General features: G+C 62.9%; 16 protein-coding genes and 1 pseudogene. 7 read left to right on the plus strand and 10 right to left on the minus strand.

Translation table 11 applies throughout. From position 1 onward, the window contains the following. Positions 1-287: 287 nt before the first annotated feature. The 7 genes and pseudogenes from ACH79_RS18525 to pqqA all read right to left on the minus strand — a co-directional run bounded on the left by ACH79_RS18525 (position 288) and on the right by pqqA (position 5,390). Positions 288-950 carry a DUF4286 family protein gene (locus ACH79_RS18525; protein WP_161852280.1) on the minus strand — a complete coding sequence of 221 codons (663 nt, stop codon included), beginning with the start codon at positions 948-950 and terminating at the stop codon, positions 288-290. 10 nt (positions 951-960) lie between these two features. Further along, positions 961-1,947: pseudogene (pip, locus tag ACH79_RS18530) on the minus strand (prolyl aminopeptidase). Then, positions 1,937-3,145, minus strand: coding sequence for a pyrroloquinoline quinone biosynthesis protein PqqE (gene pqqE / locus ACH79_RS18535; protein WP_161852281.1), 1,209 nt, complete (start codon positions 3,143-3,145; stop codon positions 1,937-1,939). The pseudogene pip and the gene pqqE overlap by 11 nt, the downstream one beginning before the upstream one ends. After that, complete coding sequence (pqqD, locus tag ACH79_RS18540; protein ID WP_161852282.1) at positions 3,142-3,453, minus strand: pyrroloquinoline quinone biosynthesis peptide chaperone PqqD; 312 nt, start codon at positions 3,451-3,453, stop codon at positions 3,142-3,144. The genes pqqE and pqqD overlap by 4 nt, the downstream gene beginning before the upstream one ends. A gap of 6 nt (positions 3,454-3,459) precedes the next feature. Beyond that, positions 3,460-4,215 (minus strand): pyrroloquinoline-quinone synthase PqqC, encoded by a 756-nt coding sequence (pqqC, locus tag ACH79_RS18545; protein WP_161856434.1) that lies wholly within the window; start codon positions 4,213-4,215, stop codon positions 3,460-3,462. A gap of 20 nt (positions 4,216-4,235) precedes the next feature. Next, positions 4,236-5,165: a pyrroloquinoline quinone biosynthesis protein PqqB gene (gene pqqB / locus ACH79_RS18550; protein WP_161852283.1), complete on the minus strand. Its 930-nt coding sequence runs from the start codon at positions 5,163-5,165 to the stop codon at positions 4,236-4,238. Positions 5,166-5,309: 144 nt separating this feature from the next. Continuing rightward, positions 5,310-5,390 (minus strand): pyrroloquinoline quinone precursor peptide PqqA, encoded by an 81-nt coding sequence (pqqA, locus tag ACH79_RS18555; RefSeq protein ID WP_057835625.1) that lies wholly within the window; start codon positions 5,388-5,390, stop codon positions 5,310-5,312. Between the two features lie 321 nt (positions 5,391-5,711). On the opposite strand from pqqA, the gene ACH79_RS18560 reads away from it, so the two are divergent. The 7 genes from ACH79_RS18560 (at position 5,712) to serA (ending at position 11,898) form a co-directional block, all read left to right on the plus strand. Further along, complete coding sequence (locus tag ACH79_RS18560) at positions 5,712-5,969, plus strand: hypothetical protein (protein ID WP_065752821.1); 258 nt, start codon at positions 5,712-5,714, stop codon at positions 5,967-5,969. 188 nt (positions 5,970-6,157) lie between these two features. Further along, the gene (locus ACH79_RS18565) at positions 6,158-7,513 is read left to right on the plus strand and encodes a sorbosone dehydrogenase family protein (protein ID WP_246738592.1); all 1,356 of its coding nucleotides are present in this window, start codon (positions 6,158-6,160) and stop codon (positions 7,511-7,513) included. Positions 7,514-7,632: 119 nt separating this feature from the next. Beyond that, the gene (locus ACH79_RS18570; protein WP_161852284.1) at positions 7,633-8,199 is read left to right on the plus strand and encodes a c-type cytochrome; all 567 of its coding nucleotides are present in this window, start codon (positions 7,633-7,635) and stop codon (positions 8,197-8,199) included. Between the two features lie 192 nt (positions 8,200-8,391). Further along, entirely contained in the window at positions 8,392-9,783 is a 1,392-nt protein-coding gene (locus tag ACH79_RS18575) for an amidase family protein (RefSeq protein WP_161852285.1), read from the plus strand. Between the two features lie 11 nt (positions 9,784-9,794). Then, positions 9,795-10,271: a glutathione peroxidase gene (locus ACH79_RS18580; protein WP_161852286.1), complete on the plus strand. Its 477-nt coding sequence runs from the start codon at positions 9,795-9,797 to the stop codon at positions 10,269-10,271. Beyond that, a complete protein-coding gene (locus ACH79_RS18585; protein WP_246738593.1) occupies positions 10,268-10,537 on the plus strand; it encodes a DUF3297 family protein in 270 nt (89 codons plus the stop codon). The genes ACH79_RS18580 and ACH79_RS18585 overlap by 4 nt, the downstream gene beginning before the upstream one ends. A gap of 101 nt (positions 10,538-10,638) precedes the next feature. Next, a complete protein-coding gene (gene serA / locus ACH79_RS18590; protein WP_161852287.1) occupies positions 10,639-11,898 on the plus strand; it encodes a phosphoglycerate dehydrogenase in 1,260 nt (419 codons plus the stop codon). 31 nt (positions 11,899-11,929) lie between these two features. Here the strand turns inward: serA and ACH79_RS18595 are convergent, their stop codons facing one another. From ACH79_RS18595 to ACH79_RS18605, 3 genes are read right to left on the minus strand one after another with little or no spacing between them, the layout of a single operon-like run. Continuing rightward, positions 11,930-12,361, minus strand: coding sequence for a GNAT family N-acetyltransferase (locus ACH79_RS18595; RefSeq protein ID WP_161852288.1), 432 nt, complete (start codon positions 12,359-12,361; stop codon positions 11,930-11,932). Next, the gene (locus tag ACH79_RS18600; RefSeq protein WP_161852289.1) at positions 12,358-13,560 is read right to left on the minus strand and encodes a DUF418 domain-containing protein; all 1,203 of its coding nucleotides are present in this window, start codon (positions 13,558-13,560) and stop codon (positions 12,358-12,360) included. Before ACH79_RS18600 ends, ACH79_RS18595 begins: the two co-directional genes overlap by 4 nt. Before the next feature lie 43 nt (positions 13,561-13,603). After that, the gene (locus ACH79_RS18605; protein ID WP_161852290.1) at positions 13,604-14,956 is read right to left on the minus strand and encodes a malonyl-CoA decarboxylase; all 1,353 of its coding nucleotides are present in this window, start codon (positions 14,954-14,956) and stop codon (positions 13,604-13,606) included. Between the last annotated feature and the right edge of the window lie 95 nt (positions 14,957-15,051).

Consider the following 15,051-nt stretch of genomic DNA (forward strand, 5'->3'; position numbering starts at 1 on the left):
CTCTTCTCAGGGCCTTCAATCATTAGGCGAGGAGGAATCGAAGCCGCCTGACGCAAGCGCTGGTCGTGTGGACCCGCTCTGAAACGAGCAAGTCTTGCGAGAAGGCTAGTCTCAGGTACTGCTTTACCCGACATCACGTTAACAGCACCTTCACGGTGGTTTGCGCGTTTGGCGGCCCTGTTCGGTTCCCGCTCCGGACGTCGAACAGCCGGTGCAGCGCTGGGTCAGGGCTGCGCCAGCCGGTTCGGATGGCGGCTGCGCGCGAGCGTCGGAAGCTGCGGGGGCGCCTAGCCGATATCGCTCTTCGCCAGATCCCACATCAGCCGGTAGATGCCGTTCGAGATCGTCGGCGGCTTCAATGCGATATTGCCACTGAAGCGCAGCATGGCCGCCGGCAGCGCGCCGACGTCCGTGGCATCGATCAGCACGAACCAGTCGCCGGCGCCGGGATTGGGCGTGGATGGATCATCGGTGATCGGCTTCGACAGCGCCGGATCGCTCTCGATCAAATGCAGCGAAATGATCCCGTCGAGCTGTGCGGGATCGAGCTGCTCGCTCAGCGCGGCGCGCAATTTTTCCTCGCCGCCCGACGGCCTGAGCCTGACGATGCCGAGCGCCGCGCCACGGCCGGTACCACGGCTGACCGTGATGCGCGCGACCGCGCGGATCATGTTCTGGAAACGGGCGATGTTGGCTTTCGACCACGCCGTCTGGTTGGCCAGCGCGGTGCGATAGGCCGGGCTGTCCAGCACCTCAAACGTTTCGGTGGAATAGAGGCTGAGATATTTCGGATTGCCGTCATGGGCGACATAACGGCGCGCTTCGAGAAAACCTTGGATCGCAACGCGCTCCTCGAGATGTTCGCGGTCGTACCAGCGATTGAATTCGGCTTCATCGGCAGCGTCGACGTTCATCGACGTCAGCAGCATGCCTTTCCCCGCCATCGGCATTTTTTGTTTCCTATTTGCTGGTTCGGGACGCCATGTCGGCGATCGCCTTCATCACGGCGTCGCGGACGCCGGGATCGTACAGCGTGTGGCCGGCGCCCTCGACAAAGCGGATTTCGGCCTCGCGCCAGACGGCCGCGAGGGCGTGCGAAGTCGCGGGCGGACACAGCAGGTCGTAGCGGCCCTGCACGATGATGCCGGGGATTCCGGCGAGCCTTTCCACCTCGCGCAACAACTGGTTCGGCTGCATGAAGCAGTCGTTGGCGAAGTAATGCGCTTCCATGAATGGCGTGGCCGGCATGCCCTTTGACGAATTGAGCGCCGTGAAATCGAGGCGGGTGCGGTTTGGCGTGTGTTCGGAAAGGATACGTTCGGTTTCGCCCCAGGCTCGCGCTGCTGGAATATGCACGTCGGGACCGGGATCGAGGATCCTGCGGAAATAGGCCTGCAGCGGTTGTGCGCGTTAGCTTTCCGGCAGCACGCTCAGGAAGTCCTCGTAGAGTCCCGGATGGAACCGCGGCAGCACCTTGAGAAATCCGTTCTCGATTTCCTCTGTTGTGCCGAGGAAGGTGGCGCGCAGTACGATGCCGGTGACGCGGCCGGGATGGGCCTCTGCATAAGCCAGCGCCAGTGTCGCGCCCCAGGAGCCGCCGACGATCATCCAGCGCTCGAAGCCGAATTTTTCGCGGATCGCCTCCATATCCGCAATCAGATGCGGCAACGTATTGGCTTCGCGGCTTCCCTTGGGACGGCTGCGGCCGGCGCCGCGCTGATCGAACAGCACCGCATGAAAGCGTTCGGGATCGAACAGCCGGCGATGATCCGGCTGGCAGCCGCTGCCGGGCCCGCCATGCAGATAGACCGCGGGAATGCCGCTCGCGCAGCCGATGCTTTCGACATAGATGTCGTGACCGTCGCTGACCGCAAGCTGCTCCGACGTCAGCGGTGCAAACGGATCGGCGCGCTTGATGGATTTTCCGGCGTCGGCGTCAGGCGCCATGCTCGCCTTCCGTCTCCAGCGTGCCGCCGGCGAAATTGCGATAGAGGAAGCGGTCCTGATGCGCGGCGGCCTCGCGTTCGGCCTGCTTGAAGATCTGCTCGTGCATCGGCGACAGCGTGCAAGCGGGGTCGGTATTGCCGGCGTCGCCCGTCAGCGCAAACGCCTGGCAGCGGCAGCCGCCGAAATCGATCTCGCGGAATTCGCAGCTCTTGCACGGCTCGGGCATCCAGCCGGTGCCGCGATAGCGATTGAAGGCTTCGGAGTTCTGCCAGATCCAGGCGATCGAATGGTTCGAGCGGACGGATTCGAATTCCAGCCCGGTGATGCTCTCTGCGGCGTGGCAGGGCAGGACCTTGCCCGCCGGCGAAATGTTGAAGAATTGCCGGCCCCAGCCGCCCATGCATTTCTTCGGCCGCAGCGCGTAATAATCCGGCACCACATAGTCGATGGCGAGAATGCCCTTCAGCCGTGTCGCGGCTTCCTCGACGATTCGGCTGGTTTCCTCAATCTGTTCGAGCGTCGGCATCAGCGCAGCGCGGTTCTTCAGGGCCCAGCCGTAATACTGGACGTTGGCGACTTCGAGCCGGTCAGCGTCGAGATCGACCGCCATCTGGATGATGTCGGAGAGCTGGTGCAGGTTCTGGCGGTGCATAACGGCGTTCACTGTCAGCGGCAACTCAAGCTCGCGCGTCCACTTCGCCGCTTCGATCTTCTTCTCATGCGAATTCTTCAATCCGGCGACGCGGTCGGCCACGACGGGCTCGTTGCCCTGGAAGCTGATCTGCACATGGCAGAGCCCGGCATCGGCGAGCGCCGACAGCTTTTCCTTGGTCAGCAGCACCGCCGAGGTGATGAGGTTGCTGTACAGCCCGACATCAGTCGCGTGCTGCACCAGTTCGACGAGGTCCTTGCGCGCGGTCGGCTCGCCGCCGGAGAAATGGATCTGCAGCACGCCGATCTCGGCGAGTTCGCTCAAGACCTTCTTCCATTCCTGGGTGGTCAGTTCGCTATTGCCGCGATCGAGTTCGATCGGATTGGAGCAATAGGGACATTGCAGCGGGCAGCGGTGCGTCAGCTCGGCGAGCACGGCAAGCGGAATGCCGAACGTCTCTGCGGTCGACCGCCTCTGCTCGAGTACCGCGAGCCCGTCACTGGGCGCGGCGCCGGCTGTCTTGCCATCTGCGAGAATGTCGCTCATGACGTCTTCTCACGCGCTTCGGTCAAAAAACCCTTGTCGGCGAGGTCCTGCAGCATCGCGATGACATCGGTCAAAATCGCCTCGCGCGGCGCGGCGTATTTGGCGGCGAGCTGGTCAATCATCTCGGCGACGCTGCGCACGCCGTCGCAAAGCTGCAGCACCTCGACCGCGATCTCGTCCGGCGCCAGCACCCGCTCCGGCGCCAGGATCACCCATACCTGCCGCGTGTCATCGAATTTCAGCTTGGCGTGCCGCGGCAATTTTGGCCGGCTCGCCTCGCTGACACTGATGTTGCGGCTCAAAGCCATCGGTCGCTAGTCTCCCTTGGGCACGAACGCACCGGGCGGTATGTGGCCCTCGACATAGGCATGATACAGCGCATCGAGCTGAACCCATAGCACATTGGTCTTGAAGATCAGCGCGTTGCAGACCAACTCGCGCTCCGCCGGCGTCTTCGCGTGCGCCTTGACATATTCCAGCGCAAAACCGGCATCGCGTGGCGCCTGCGCCAGCCGGCGGCTGAAATAGCTCATGATGTCAGGATTGACGAAATCATAGTGCTGCAGCATTCCGGAGATGCGCTCTTCATGCAGGTTCGGCGCGAACAGTTCCGTCAGCGAGGAGGCGATCGCTTCCAGCGGCGTCTTGTCGCGACAGAAATGCACATAGGCTTCCACGGCAAACCGCGTTGCCGGCAGGATGCCCTCGGTCGATTCCACGTAGGCACTGTCGAGCCCGAGACCCTCCGTCAGCTTCAGCCAGCGCTCGATGCCGCCTTCGCTGCCCACGTCGCCATCGTGATCCTCGATGCGATGGCGCCACTCGACCCGGGTCGCTCGGTCGCGGAACCGGGAGATTACCATCGCATCCTTCAGCGGGATCGTGCTCTGGTAATAATAGCGGTTCAGCGCCCAGGCCTGCACCTGGCCCTTGTTGAGCTTGCCGCCGTGCAACAGCCGATGGAACGGGTGCAGGCTGTGATAGCGCGTCGCGCCGATGTGGCGGAGCGTCGCCTCCAGTTCCTCGGCGCTATTGAGCGTAAGGCCCTTGCCGATCGAGAGCGCAGTCATTCCGCTGGTAGGCACGACATTCACAGCGTGATCTCCGTTCCGTCGGCGGGGATGTGCCAGCCCGCCTGTTCCAGGATTTTGCGTTCGTCCGAGCCGGCGAGCAGAGCAGGATTCGAGTTGTTGATATGCAAGAACACCTTGCGGCCGATGTCGAGGCCGGCGAGGCTCTCGATCGCGCCATGCTCGCCCGACATCGAAATATGGCCCATGCTCTGTCCCGTCTTGGTGCCGAGGCCCTGCACGATCAATTCATCGTCGCGCCACACCGTGCCATCAAAGAGCACCAGCGCGGCGCCCGAAAGGCGCGACTTGAGATCGTCGGTCACGTCAGCGCAGGCGGCCAGGAAATAGAAGTACTTGCCGCTGGCCTTGTCCAGAATCCGCAAGCCCAGCGTATCGCCCGCGCCATCGCCGCCCGCCGGATGCGCCTTGCCTTCGAGATACCACGCGCCCTTGCCGGGAACCGCGAAGGGAAGGATTTCCATGCCTGATGGCGAGCCGTCGGGCAGGGTGGGCTCGAATGGCTTGTCGACCTCAACCGGCCGCCGCTTCACGTTGTTTTCGCCCAGCACGTTAAAGATGCTGTTGGATCGCAAAATCGCAAGCACCCGCTCATGCGCATATAGCGTAAACGGCGAACCCTCGCGCATCGACAATAGCCCCGCTACCGCGTCGATTTCGCCATTGGTCAGGATCACGCCGGCGATCGGGCTGTGCCTCAGCTGTCCGGCCTTGGGATGAAGCTGCGGCGTCGCGATCAATTGCTGGCGCAGGTCGGGGGAAGCGTTGACGAGATACCAGTGCTCGCCGTCGGCGCTGACCGCGATCGAGGCCTGGGTGCTCTGCAATTCCTGATTTTCGTTCCGTGCCTTCGTGCACACCGCACAACCGCAGTTCCACTGCGGAACGCCGCCACCCGCCGCGGCGCCCAGGACGACGACGCGAAGCATGATCCGTCTCCTGGAGATTCAAACTCGAAGATGCGAACTAATACAAACACCACGAGGTGGACTCCGGGCTCAGACACAGCCCCGCGATCGGGGATGCGTCATGCCCGCAAATCCACCTGCGTGAGAAATGATACGCGCTACCGCTTACTTCCGGGTGGCGCACATATACATGTTGATTTCCATGCCGACCGGCACTTCGACGATTTTCGGCGCTTTCCAGGCCATTTAGCCTCTCCTTTTGCTACCGGACGAACACCGCCCATGCTCTTAAGGTAATGCGGACCAAAAAGTTCGCCAGTTAAATCTTTTTCCCGGAACCCCTAATTGTTATGCTGCGCTGCAAAGGGGTTTCACGGGGTTGTGCGGGGCGTTCCGGTCAAATCAACGTGGGATCAAGTGTTTCGCGGTTGTTCGCAGCGCCGCGAATGGCCAATTCTGGAAGAACGGAGCGCTGCCGGCTCCGGACAAGGAACTTGTGAGACAGTGACAGTGTGAGACAGTGGCGGCCTCCGGTGGCGGGGCCTTAACGGAATCAGGTTTCAGCCAATGCCGAGATATTATTTCAACACCCGTATCGGCGATGAGCTGATTTCCGATCCCGACGGCGAAGTGCTTGTCGATCCCGATCGCGCCTGGGAAATGGCGCGAGCCATGATCCGGGAACTGCTCAAGACGGATGGCGCCGAGGGAGCGCTTCTCAGCGCCACCATCGAAGTCACCGACGACGACGGCGAGATCGTGCTGGAGTTTCCGTTCGCGGAAGCGATCCTCGATGCACCCGGCGGCTCCATCACCCGGCACTGACGATCGCGCAACCGACGGGTGCCGGAGCTTGCGCAGCATTCGCTGTGGCGGTGCAACCTCCAAGCGCGAAGTTTTCCGATTGCACACTGGCGGAAAAATATCGGAGAGTGCCGGCCGGTAAAGCCTCCGGCGCCGGCATCAAACGACGCCCGCGCGAAGAGAAGGGCTTTCCGCCAGGGAGAACGCCCATGATGAACTATCTGTCGGTGCCGCGCAGCCTGCTGCTGTCTGGTGCCTTCTTGACTGCATTCACGCTCGGCGCCGCCGCCCAGCAGGCGGCCGACTCGCCCGCTGCTGCGCAGCAGCCCACCGCGCCGCCCGCAGCCGCCCAACAGCCTGCTGCGCCCCCGGCCGCTGCACCATCGACCGCCGCCGCGCCGGCTGCCGCTGCGCCACCTCCGCCCGGCTCGCCGTTGATTGGCCGTCCCGCCGGCAACGAGGCTGCCGCCAAGCTTGCGCCGAATGCGCCGCCGCCCATACCGGCGGCGCCGGACAAGTTGCCGACGGCCAAGCTTAAGGTCCCGGCCGGCTTCAACATCGAGGTTTATGCCGCCGGCATGGCGAACGCCCGCTCGCTCGCGCTCGGCGACAAGGGCACGGTGTTCGTCGGCAGCCGCCTGGTCGACAAGGTCTATGCCATCGTCAACAAGGACGGCAAACGCGAGGTCAAGGTGCTGGCGTCCGGCCTCTACCGTCCGAACGGCATCGCGTTCAAGGATGGCACGCTCTACATCGCCGAACTGTCGAAGGTCTCCAAGATCGAGAAGGTCGAGGACAACCTGGACAACCCGCCGAAGCCGACCGTGATCTTCGACAAGCTGCCCAAGGACGAAGCCCATGGCTGGAAGTTCATCGGCATCGGTCCCGACAACAAGCTCTACGTTCCCGTCGGCCAGCCCGGCAACAACGTGCTGAACAGCGACGAACACGCCCTCATCAGGCGGATGAACCTCGACGGCTCCGGCGCGGAAGTGATCGCCCGCGGCGTCCGCAACACGGTCGGTTTCGACTGGCATCCGGAGACCAAGCAGCTCTACTTCACCGACAATGGGCGCGACTGGATGTCGGAAGACGTGCCCGAGGACGAACTGAACCGTATCACCAAGGTCGGCGAACATTTCGGCACGCCGTACTGCCTGCAGGGCAACATCCTCGACCCCGAATTCGGCTGGGGTAAATCCTGCAGCGACTACACTGCCCCGGTCGGCCTGCTGGGGCCGCATTCCGCAGCGCTCGGCATGCGGTTCTACACCGGCAGCATGTTCCCGAAGACCTACAAGAACGTGGCCATCATCGCCCGGCACGGCTCCTGGAACCGCTCCAGGAAAGTCGGCGGTGATGTCGTCATTGCCAAGCTGAACAAGGACGGCACGATGAAGTCGATGGAGCCGTTCCTCACCGGCTTCCTGGAAGACAACAAATATATCGGCCGCCCGGTCGATGTGCTGCAGATGAAGGACGGCTCGCTGCTGGTCTCCGACGACTGGAACGGCGCCGTCTACCGCATCACCCACGGCAAGCAGAAGGTGGCCGGGAAGTCGTAGTAGATCAGCAACAACCGTCATTGCGAGCGAAGCGAAGCAATCCATTCCGCCACTTGCGGAGACATGGATTGCTTCGTGCTATCGCTCCTCGCAATGACAGGAGTATCCGGAGTCGGCTGATGCAAAAAACAATAACAGCACTTGTGTTTGCGGTGATAGCAACATCTGTGTCCGCCGAAACCATCGAACAGCGCATCGCGCCGTGCCTCGCCTGTCACGGCGAAAAGGGCCAGTCCGAAACCGAAAACACGCCCTCGCTCGGCGGCCAGCAGGCGCCTTACACGCTGATCCAGCTCTTCATGTTTCGCGAGAAGCTGCGCGTCTTCGAGCCGATGAACGAGATGGCAAAGGCGCTGACCGACGACGATCTTCGCCTGTTCTCCGACTTCATCGCCAGGATGCCGAAGCCTGAGCCGCCAGGCGAAAATGGCGATCTGGCGCGGATGCAGCGCGGCCAGGCGCTGGTGCAGCAGCACCGCTGCGACACCTGCCACAACCCTGATCTGTCGGGGAAGGAAAACGTCCCGCGCATCGCCAACCAGCGCGAAGATTATCTCGCCAAGACGGTTGCCGAGTACAAGGACAACAGCCGCCGCGGCTATGATGCGAGCATGGCTGACGTGATGGCGCCGATCGCGGCAGCGCAGATCGCCGATCTCGCCTATTACATCGCCCATATGCGCTAGCTCTGGCACCGCCTTTGCCCTCCCTCGCCCGACCCTTCGCGGGGAGAGGAAGTGCGCGCCCTGCCATTACCTCCCGCTGGCATTGCCCTGCGCTGGGCGGTGATTTTTGATTTGACGCGTTTTCTTGACGCGAACCGGTTTCCACTTCGCTTGAAAACGCTCTAAAAGGGCGGCTATCAAACGGAGTTTTGCATGCAGGATCTATGGCGTCTGTCGGCTGCGGAAATGGCCTCGCTGATCAGGTCGAAGAAAGTGTCGGCCAGGGAAGCGGCGACCGCGGCGCTGTCGCGGCTCGACGCCGTCAATCCCAAAATCAATGCCGTGGTCGACCATAGGCCCGAGGACGTTCTTGCTCAGGCGTCCGCCATCGATGCCGCCATCGACCGCGGCGAAGACACAGGTCCCCTCGGCGGCGTGCCTGTCACGGTAAAGGTCAATATCGATCAGCAGGGCTTTGCCACTACCAACGGGCTGAAACTGCAGCGGGATACCATTGCGAAGAGCAATAGCCCGGTGATCGACAATCTGCGCAAAGCCGGCGCCGTCATTCTGGGACGTACCAATTGCCCGGCATTTTCCTATCGCTGGTTCACCACCAACCTCATCCATGGCGACACCAAGAACCCGCGCGATCCCTCGATCACGCCGGGCGGTTCGTCCGGCGGCGCGGGGGCGGCGGTCGCGGCCGGCATCGGACATATCGCTCACGGCACCGACATCGCGGGCTCGATCCGCTATCCGGCTTACGCCTGCGGCGTGCATGGCCTGCGCCCGACCATGGGGCGCATCGCCGCGTTCAACGCGGCGCTGCCCGACCGTCCCATCGGGCCGCAGATCAGCGCGGTCTCCGGCCCGCTGGCCCGCACCATCGACGATATCAGGATCGCGCTGGCGGCGATGTCGGCGAAGGATTATCGCGATCCCTGGTGGGTGCCGGCGCCGCTGGAGGGGCCGGCGATGCCTAAGCGCGTCGCGATGTGTCTCAATCCGGATGGGCTCGATCCCGTGCCCGAAGTGAAGGCCGCGGTCGCCGACGCCGGCAAGCGGCTCGAGCGCGCGGGCTGGATTGTCGAGGAGATCGCGAACACGCCGCCGCTGCGCGAGCCGGCCGATCTGCAGACAAAGCTCTGGCTCGGCGATGGTTATGAGGCGCAACTGGAAGCGGCCGAACGCGAGGGCGATCCCGGTGCGCTGGCCTGCCTGCGCGGCAACAGGGCGAAAGTGCATCCGTTCGATCTGTCGAAGGCGCTGACACGGCGCGCGACGCTGACGCGGGAATGGCTGGCGTTCTTCGAAAACTATGCCGTGCTGCTGATGCCGGTATCCGGCGAATTGCCGTTCCCCGATCAGCTCGACCGCAAGGACGATGCGTCGTTCGCGCGCGTCTGGCATGCGCAATTGCCGCAGATCGCCATTCCCTTCATGGGGCTTCCCGGGCTAACGGTCTCCACCGGGCTGGTCGGACGCATTCCGGTCGGCGTGCAACTGGTTTCCGGGCGGTATCGCGAAGATCTGTGTCTCGCCGCGGGCGAGGCGGTGGAAGCTGGCGGAACGCCCTCGGCGGCGATCGATCCCGCCGGCTGATAGAGAGGACCATGCCAGGCATTTATGATTTTACGGCGCAGTCGCTCGCCGGCGAAGAGGTTCCGCTGAAGCGGTTTGAGGGGCAGGCGCTCCTGATCGTCAACACCGCGAGCGCCTGCGGATTCACGCCGCAATATAGAGGGCTGGAGCAGCTGCATCGTGAATTCGCGCCGCGTGGCTTTGCGGTGCTCGGCTTTCCCTGCAACCAGTTCGGCGGCCAGGAGCCGGGCGACGCCAAACAGATCGAGGAGTTCTGCACAAGCAAGTATGACGTGACGTTTCCGATGTTCGCCAAGATCGACGTCAACGGCAGCCAGGCGCATCCGTTGTTCAACCATCTGAAGAACGCGAAATCGGGATTGCTGGGTTCGTCGATCAAATGGAATTTCACCAAATTCCTGGTCGACCGGTCGGGTGGGGTGGTCGGGCGTTACGCGCCAACCGCCATCCCCGAGGGATTAAAAAAAGATATCGAGGCACTGCTGTGAGCGAGACCAACAAAGCGATGAACGACCAATTCCCCGACCGTCTCTCGGTCGATCCGAACAGCCCGTATTACAATGCCGAGATCCTCGCGCGCGATGTCGGCATTCGCTTCAAGGGCGTCGAGAAGACCAATGTCGAGGAATACTGCATCAGCGAAGGCTGGGTACGCGTCACCGCCGGCAACGCCAAGGATCGTTACGGCAACCCGCTGACCATCAAGGTGCACGGCCCGGTCGAGCCGTATTTCCGCGACAAGCCGAAGTCCTGATTGGGACGCACTTTTCGCACCACATGTGTCATGCCCCCGGACAATCAAGGAAATCCCGGGCATGACGAATAGATAGACCATTAAACGAAAGCGCCGCGATCTTGGCCAACACGCTTCCCCAACTCTCGCTTGCGAAGGACAAGATCCGGGTCTTGCTCCTTGAAGGTGTCAACGACAGCGCCGTGCAGATGATCGAGGCTGCCGGCTATTCCAACATGACGCGCCTGCCCAAGGCGCTCGAGGGCGATGCGCTGAAGGAGGCCATCAAGGGCGTGCATCTGCTTGGCATCCGCTCGCGCACGCAAATCACCACGGATGTTCTTGACGCCGCGGACCGGCTGATCGCGGTCGGATGTTTCAGTGTCGGCACCAACCAGGTGGACCTCGATGCCGCGCGCCGGAGCGGGATTCCGGTATTCAACGCGCCGTTCTCCAACACGCGGAGCGTGGCAGAACTCGTGATCGGCGAGATCGTCATCCTGCTGCGCCGGATCGTCGCGCGCTCCAACGCCGCCCATGAAGGACGTTGGGACAAGTCGGCCAACGACAGCTACGAGGTGAGGGGCAAGACGCTCGGCATCATCGGTTACGGCAATATCGGCTCGCAGCTCTCCAACCTCGCGGAAGCGATGGGCATGCGGGTGATCTTCTATGATCACACCGACAGGCTTCGTCACGGCAACACTGAGCCGACCGCGAGCCTGCATGAGCTCCTGGCACAAAGCGACGTCGTGAGCCTGCATGTGCCGGAAACTCCCGCCACGCACGGGATGATCGGGCGCGACGAGATTCGCGCGATCAAGCAGGGAGCTTATTTCATCAACAACAGCCGCGGCACCGTCGTGGACCTCGAAGCGCTTGCCGAGGCGCTACGCGAAAACAGGCTTCGCGGCGCCGCAGTCGACGTCTTTCCGGTCGAGCCGCGCTCGAACGTCGAGCGTTTCGTCTCGCCGCTGCAGGGACTGGAGAACGTCATACTGACGCCGCACATCGGCGGCTCGACCGAGGAGGCGCAGGAGCGCATCGGCGCCGAAGTCGCGCGCAAGCTGGTCGAATACAGCGATTCCGGCTCAACCATGGGCGCCGTCAACTTCCCGCAGGTTCAATTGCCGCCGCGGCCGTTAGGCACGCGTTTCATTCAGGTGCAGCGTAACCTGCCGGGTATGCTCGGGCGTTTAAACGAAGTGCTGGCGCGTCATGCCGTCAACATCGCCGCGCAATACTACGAGACCGCCCACGACGTCGGCTACGTGGTGCTTGATGTCGACGCGTCGGCCGCCGACGGCCAGCGCGTGCTCGCGGATATCCGGGCGCTGGAAGGCACCATTCGGGCCCGGTTGCTCTATGAGTACAAGACCTGACACGAATTCCCCTGCCGGCAGCCTGTTACGATCAGTTCTCGGACACCAGCCCCTTGTCGATCGCCGCTTGCCGGTTCCTGAAAATCGCCATTGCGGTCTTCATCCGCAGGAAACCGAATTTTGCGTAGAGCGGCTCGCGGCCGACCACCGAGTAAAGGATGATCTTCGTGTGCCCTTGCGATTTGGCGAGCAGGCGCTCGATGATCTGTTTGCCGAGACCAGTTCCCTGATGGCTCGGCAGGACCGCTACGTCGCAGAGATAGGCGCAGTCGCGTCCGTCAGCCAGGACGCGGCCGGCGCCGACCAGCCGGCCATTGTCGCGGGCAAAGCAGCAGAACATGCTGTTGCCGAACACCACTTCGAGATCGTCCGCATTCTTGTTGCCGAGCGGCGCGGCCCGATAGAGGGCCTCCAGCTCCTGCCAGTCCACGCCCGCCCGGTCGTCGGTCCAGTCTATCGTCATCGCACCGCCTCAATTGGTGAATGCAGCATCGGCTGTCGTACACCATACATCAACGTACGCCACAGCCATTCGACAGGGCCGTACCGATAGCGGCGCAGCCACCACGCGCTGAACAACACCTGTCCGACGTAGACGGCGATGCCGATGGCCAGCGCGCTGGCGGCGCCGAGGCGGCCGAATAGACCGAGGCCGTACCCGTAAAAAATCCAGCCGAAGATTAGGGATTGCGCGAGGTAGCTGGTGAAGGCCATGCGCCCCAGGGGCGCAGCCCAGCCGAGCAACATCTTTCCGCTCTTGAGATTGGCGATGCCGATGATGGCGGCGGCATAACCCAGCGCCAGCAGGATGGTGCCGGAGGCATCACTGAACAAGAGGCCCCTGACATGGCTGAGGATGGTCAGGGTCGCGCCGAGGACAATTCCTACGGCCGCGATCGAGAACATGAGGCCTTGACGCGGAGTTCGCAGGAGGCCTGTGCGCCAGACGTAAGCTCCAAGAAGAAACAGCCCGATCGTGCGCGGAAAAATATAGACATGTAGGGGCAGGATCAGAGGAAGCTCGCGGAGCCGCAAGGCCAGCGCGTCCGCGAATCCGCCGGTTGCATAGACGCGATTTTCCTCGGCGACCGCGCTTGCGATCGTCGCCGTGGCGGGGAACAGTCCCGCCGGCGGGTAGGCCTGCATCAAAAGATACAGCGCCAGGAACGAGAGCGCGCCGCACGCCAGCAGCCAGCGCGGTCCCCACAGAAACGGCAGCACGATTAATCCGGCCAGCGCATATTCTGTCAGGATGTCGCCATACCAGATCAGGCACAGATGAAGCAGGCCGATCGCGAGCAGCACCGCCAGCCGGCGTATGAGAAGGCGCGCGCGTCGCGGACTCGCAGAAAGCCGCTCGAACTGAATGGCAAGGCCCGCGCCGAACAGCATCGAGAACAGCGCGAACGCCTTCATGTCGATGCCAAGAATCAGGATCGTTTCGACGACGCGGTCGACCGGTGATGCAGCGGACTTGGCGGACAGAAACTGCTCAAAGATGGAAACGCGGAATCCCATCACGAGATTGATGGCGAGAACGCCGAACAGGGCAATACCGCGCAAGGCATCGATGGCGTCGATGCGCCGCGCAGGATCGGTCGGCTTCGGCTGCTGTCCCGTGACGCCTTGATCGCTGGCCGGCGTGAGGCCGTCGGAAGCCATGCGTGATGAATTCCAGTTGAGACCGGCGCAGGAAGCGCGCCGGCTACGACAGCCGCATATCCAGCAGCCGCCGCCCCTCGCTCTTGAGCAGTTTCTTCACCGCGCTGGAGGCGGCGATTTCGCCCTGGTTGGCGTAAGCCTCGTGGTTCTTCTCGATGTCCTCGAGCCGGTAGAGGTAGTTGACCATGATGCTGGCGGATTCGCGCAGGCCCTTCGCCGAGAGGTCGCCAAGCCAGTCGATCTTTTCCAGCCGCGCGCCGTTGCCGATGTGGAAGCGGGCGACCGAATCGACCAGCCGGCCTTTTGAGGTGCGGGCTTTGAGGAAATAATGCGCCGCCAAGGGCTCCAGCACGGCGCGCAATTGCGCCGTCAGTTCCGCATCCTCGAACCAGTCCGGCTTGTCGAGGGCCTCCAGCAGCGTCCGCTCCTCGTCGGTGAGCGGAACGTCGTCGCCCTTTTTCAGCCATTGCATGAAGCCCGGCACCGGCGACAGCGTGATGAACGTATCGAGCTTGGGCAATTCGCGCCGCAATTCCTCGGCCACCTGCTTGATCAGGAAGCTGCCGAAGGAAATGCCGCCAAGCCCTTTCTGCGTGTTCGAGATCGAATAGAACACGGCCGTGCGGGCGCGATCGATCGGCACCGGCTGACGCTCGGCTGCGAGTAGCGGCGCAATCGCGGTTGGAATTGTCTCGGTCAGCGCGACCTCGACGAAGATCAGCGGTTCGTCGTTGAGTTGGGGATGGAAGAAGGCGTAGCAGCGGCGGTCGACCGGGTCGATGCGGCGGCGCAGGTCGGCCCAGTCGCGGATTTCGTGCACGGCCTCATAGCGAATGATCTGTTCCAGAATATTGGCCGGCGTCGACCAATCAATCCTGCGCAGCACGAGAAATCCCCTGTTGAACCAAGAAGACAGCAGATGCACCACGTCACGGTCGAGCGCGGCCAGATCCTTGTTGCCCTTCATCAGGGCAAGCAGGTCGGCGCGCATCGCCACCAGGTCGCTGGTGCCGCCGGGCGCACGGTTGAGCCGGCGGATCAATTCCTGCCGCCGCGGCTCGGAAGCAAAGTGAAGGTCGCTGGCATCGCTGTCGTTCGGCTGGCTGCGCCAACTTTCGATCGCCTGCGACAGTTTTTCGCGGTCGGGTCCGAAGTCGCGGGCCAGCGTTTCGAAGAAGGTCAGCCGGCCGGCGGCGTCGAGATCGTGGTAGCGATCGAGCACGTCGCGCGCGAGCGCGGTGGCTGACGCTTCGCCGCGGCCCGACAGCAGCGCCTCGCAGAGTTCAAGCAGTTCGGACGAGTCCTGGCGGGCGACCGACGGCTCGCCCCTGCGCAGCAGCGTTCGGCCACGTTCTGAGATCGTCGCGAGAAGGTCGGAGAAAAAGGCGTTGGCCATGCGGTTAAGTCGAATCCAGTGAGGGTGCCGGAATCTTATACAGAATTTAGGGCGGTGCCGATCACAATCAAGCGCATGGACCGTACGGAAATATG

Origin of the sequence: Bradyrhizobium sp. CCBAU 051011, assembly GCF_009930815.1 — a bacterium.
GTDB lineage: Bacteria > Pseudomonadota > Alphaproteobacteria > Rhizobiales > Xanthobacteraceae > Bradyrhizobium.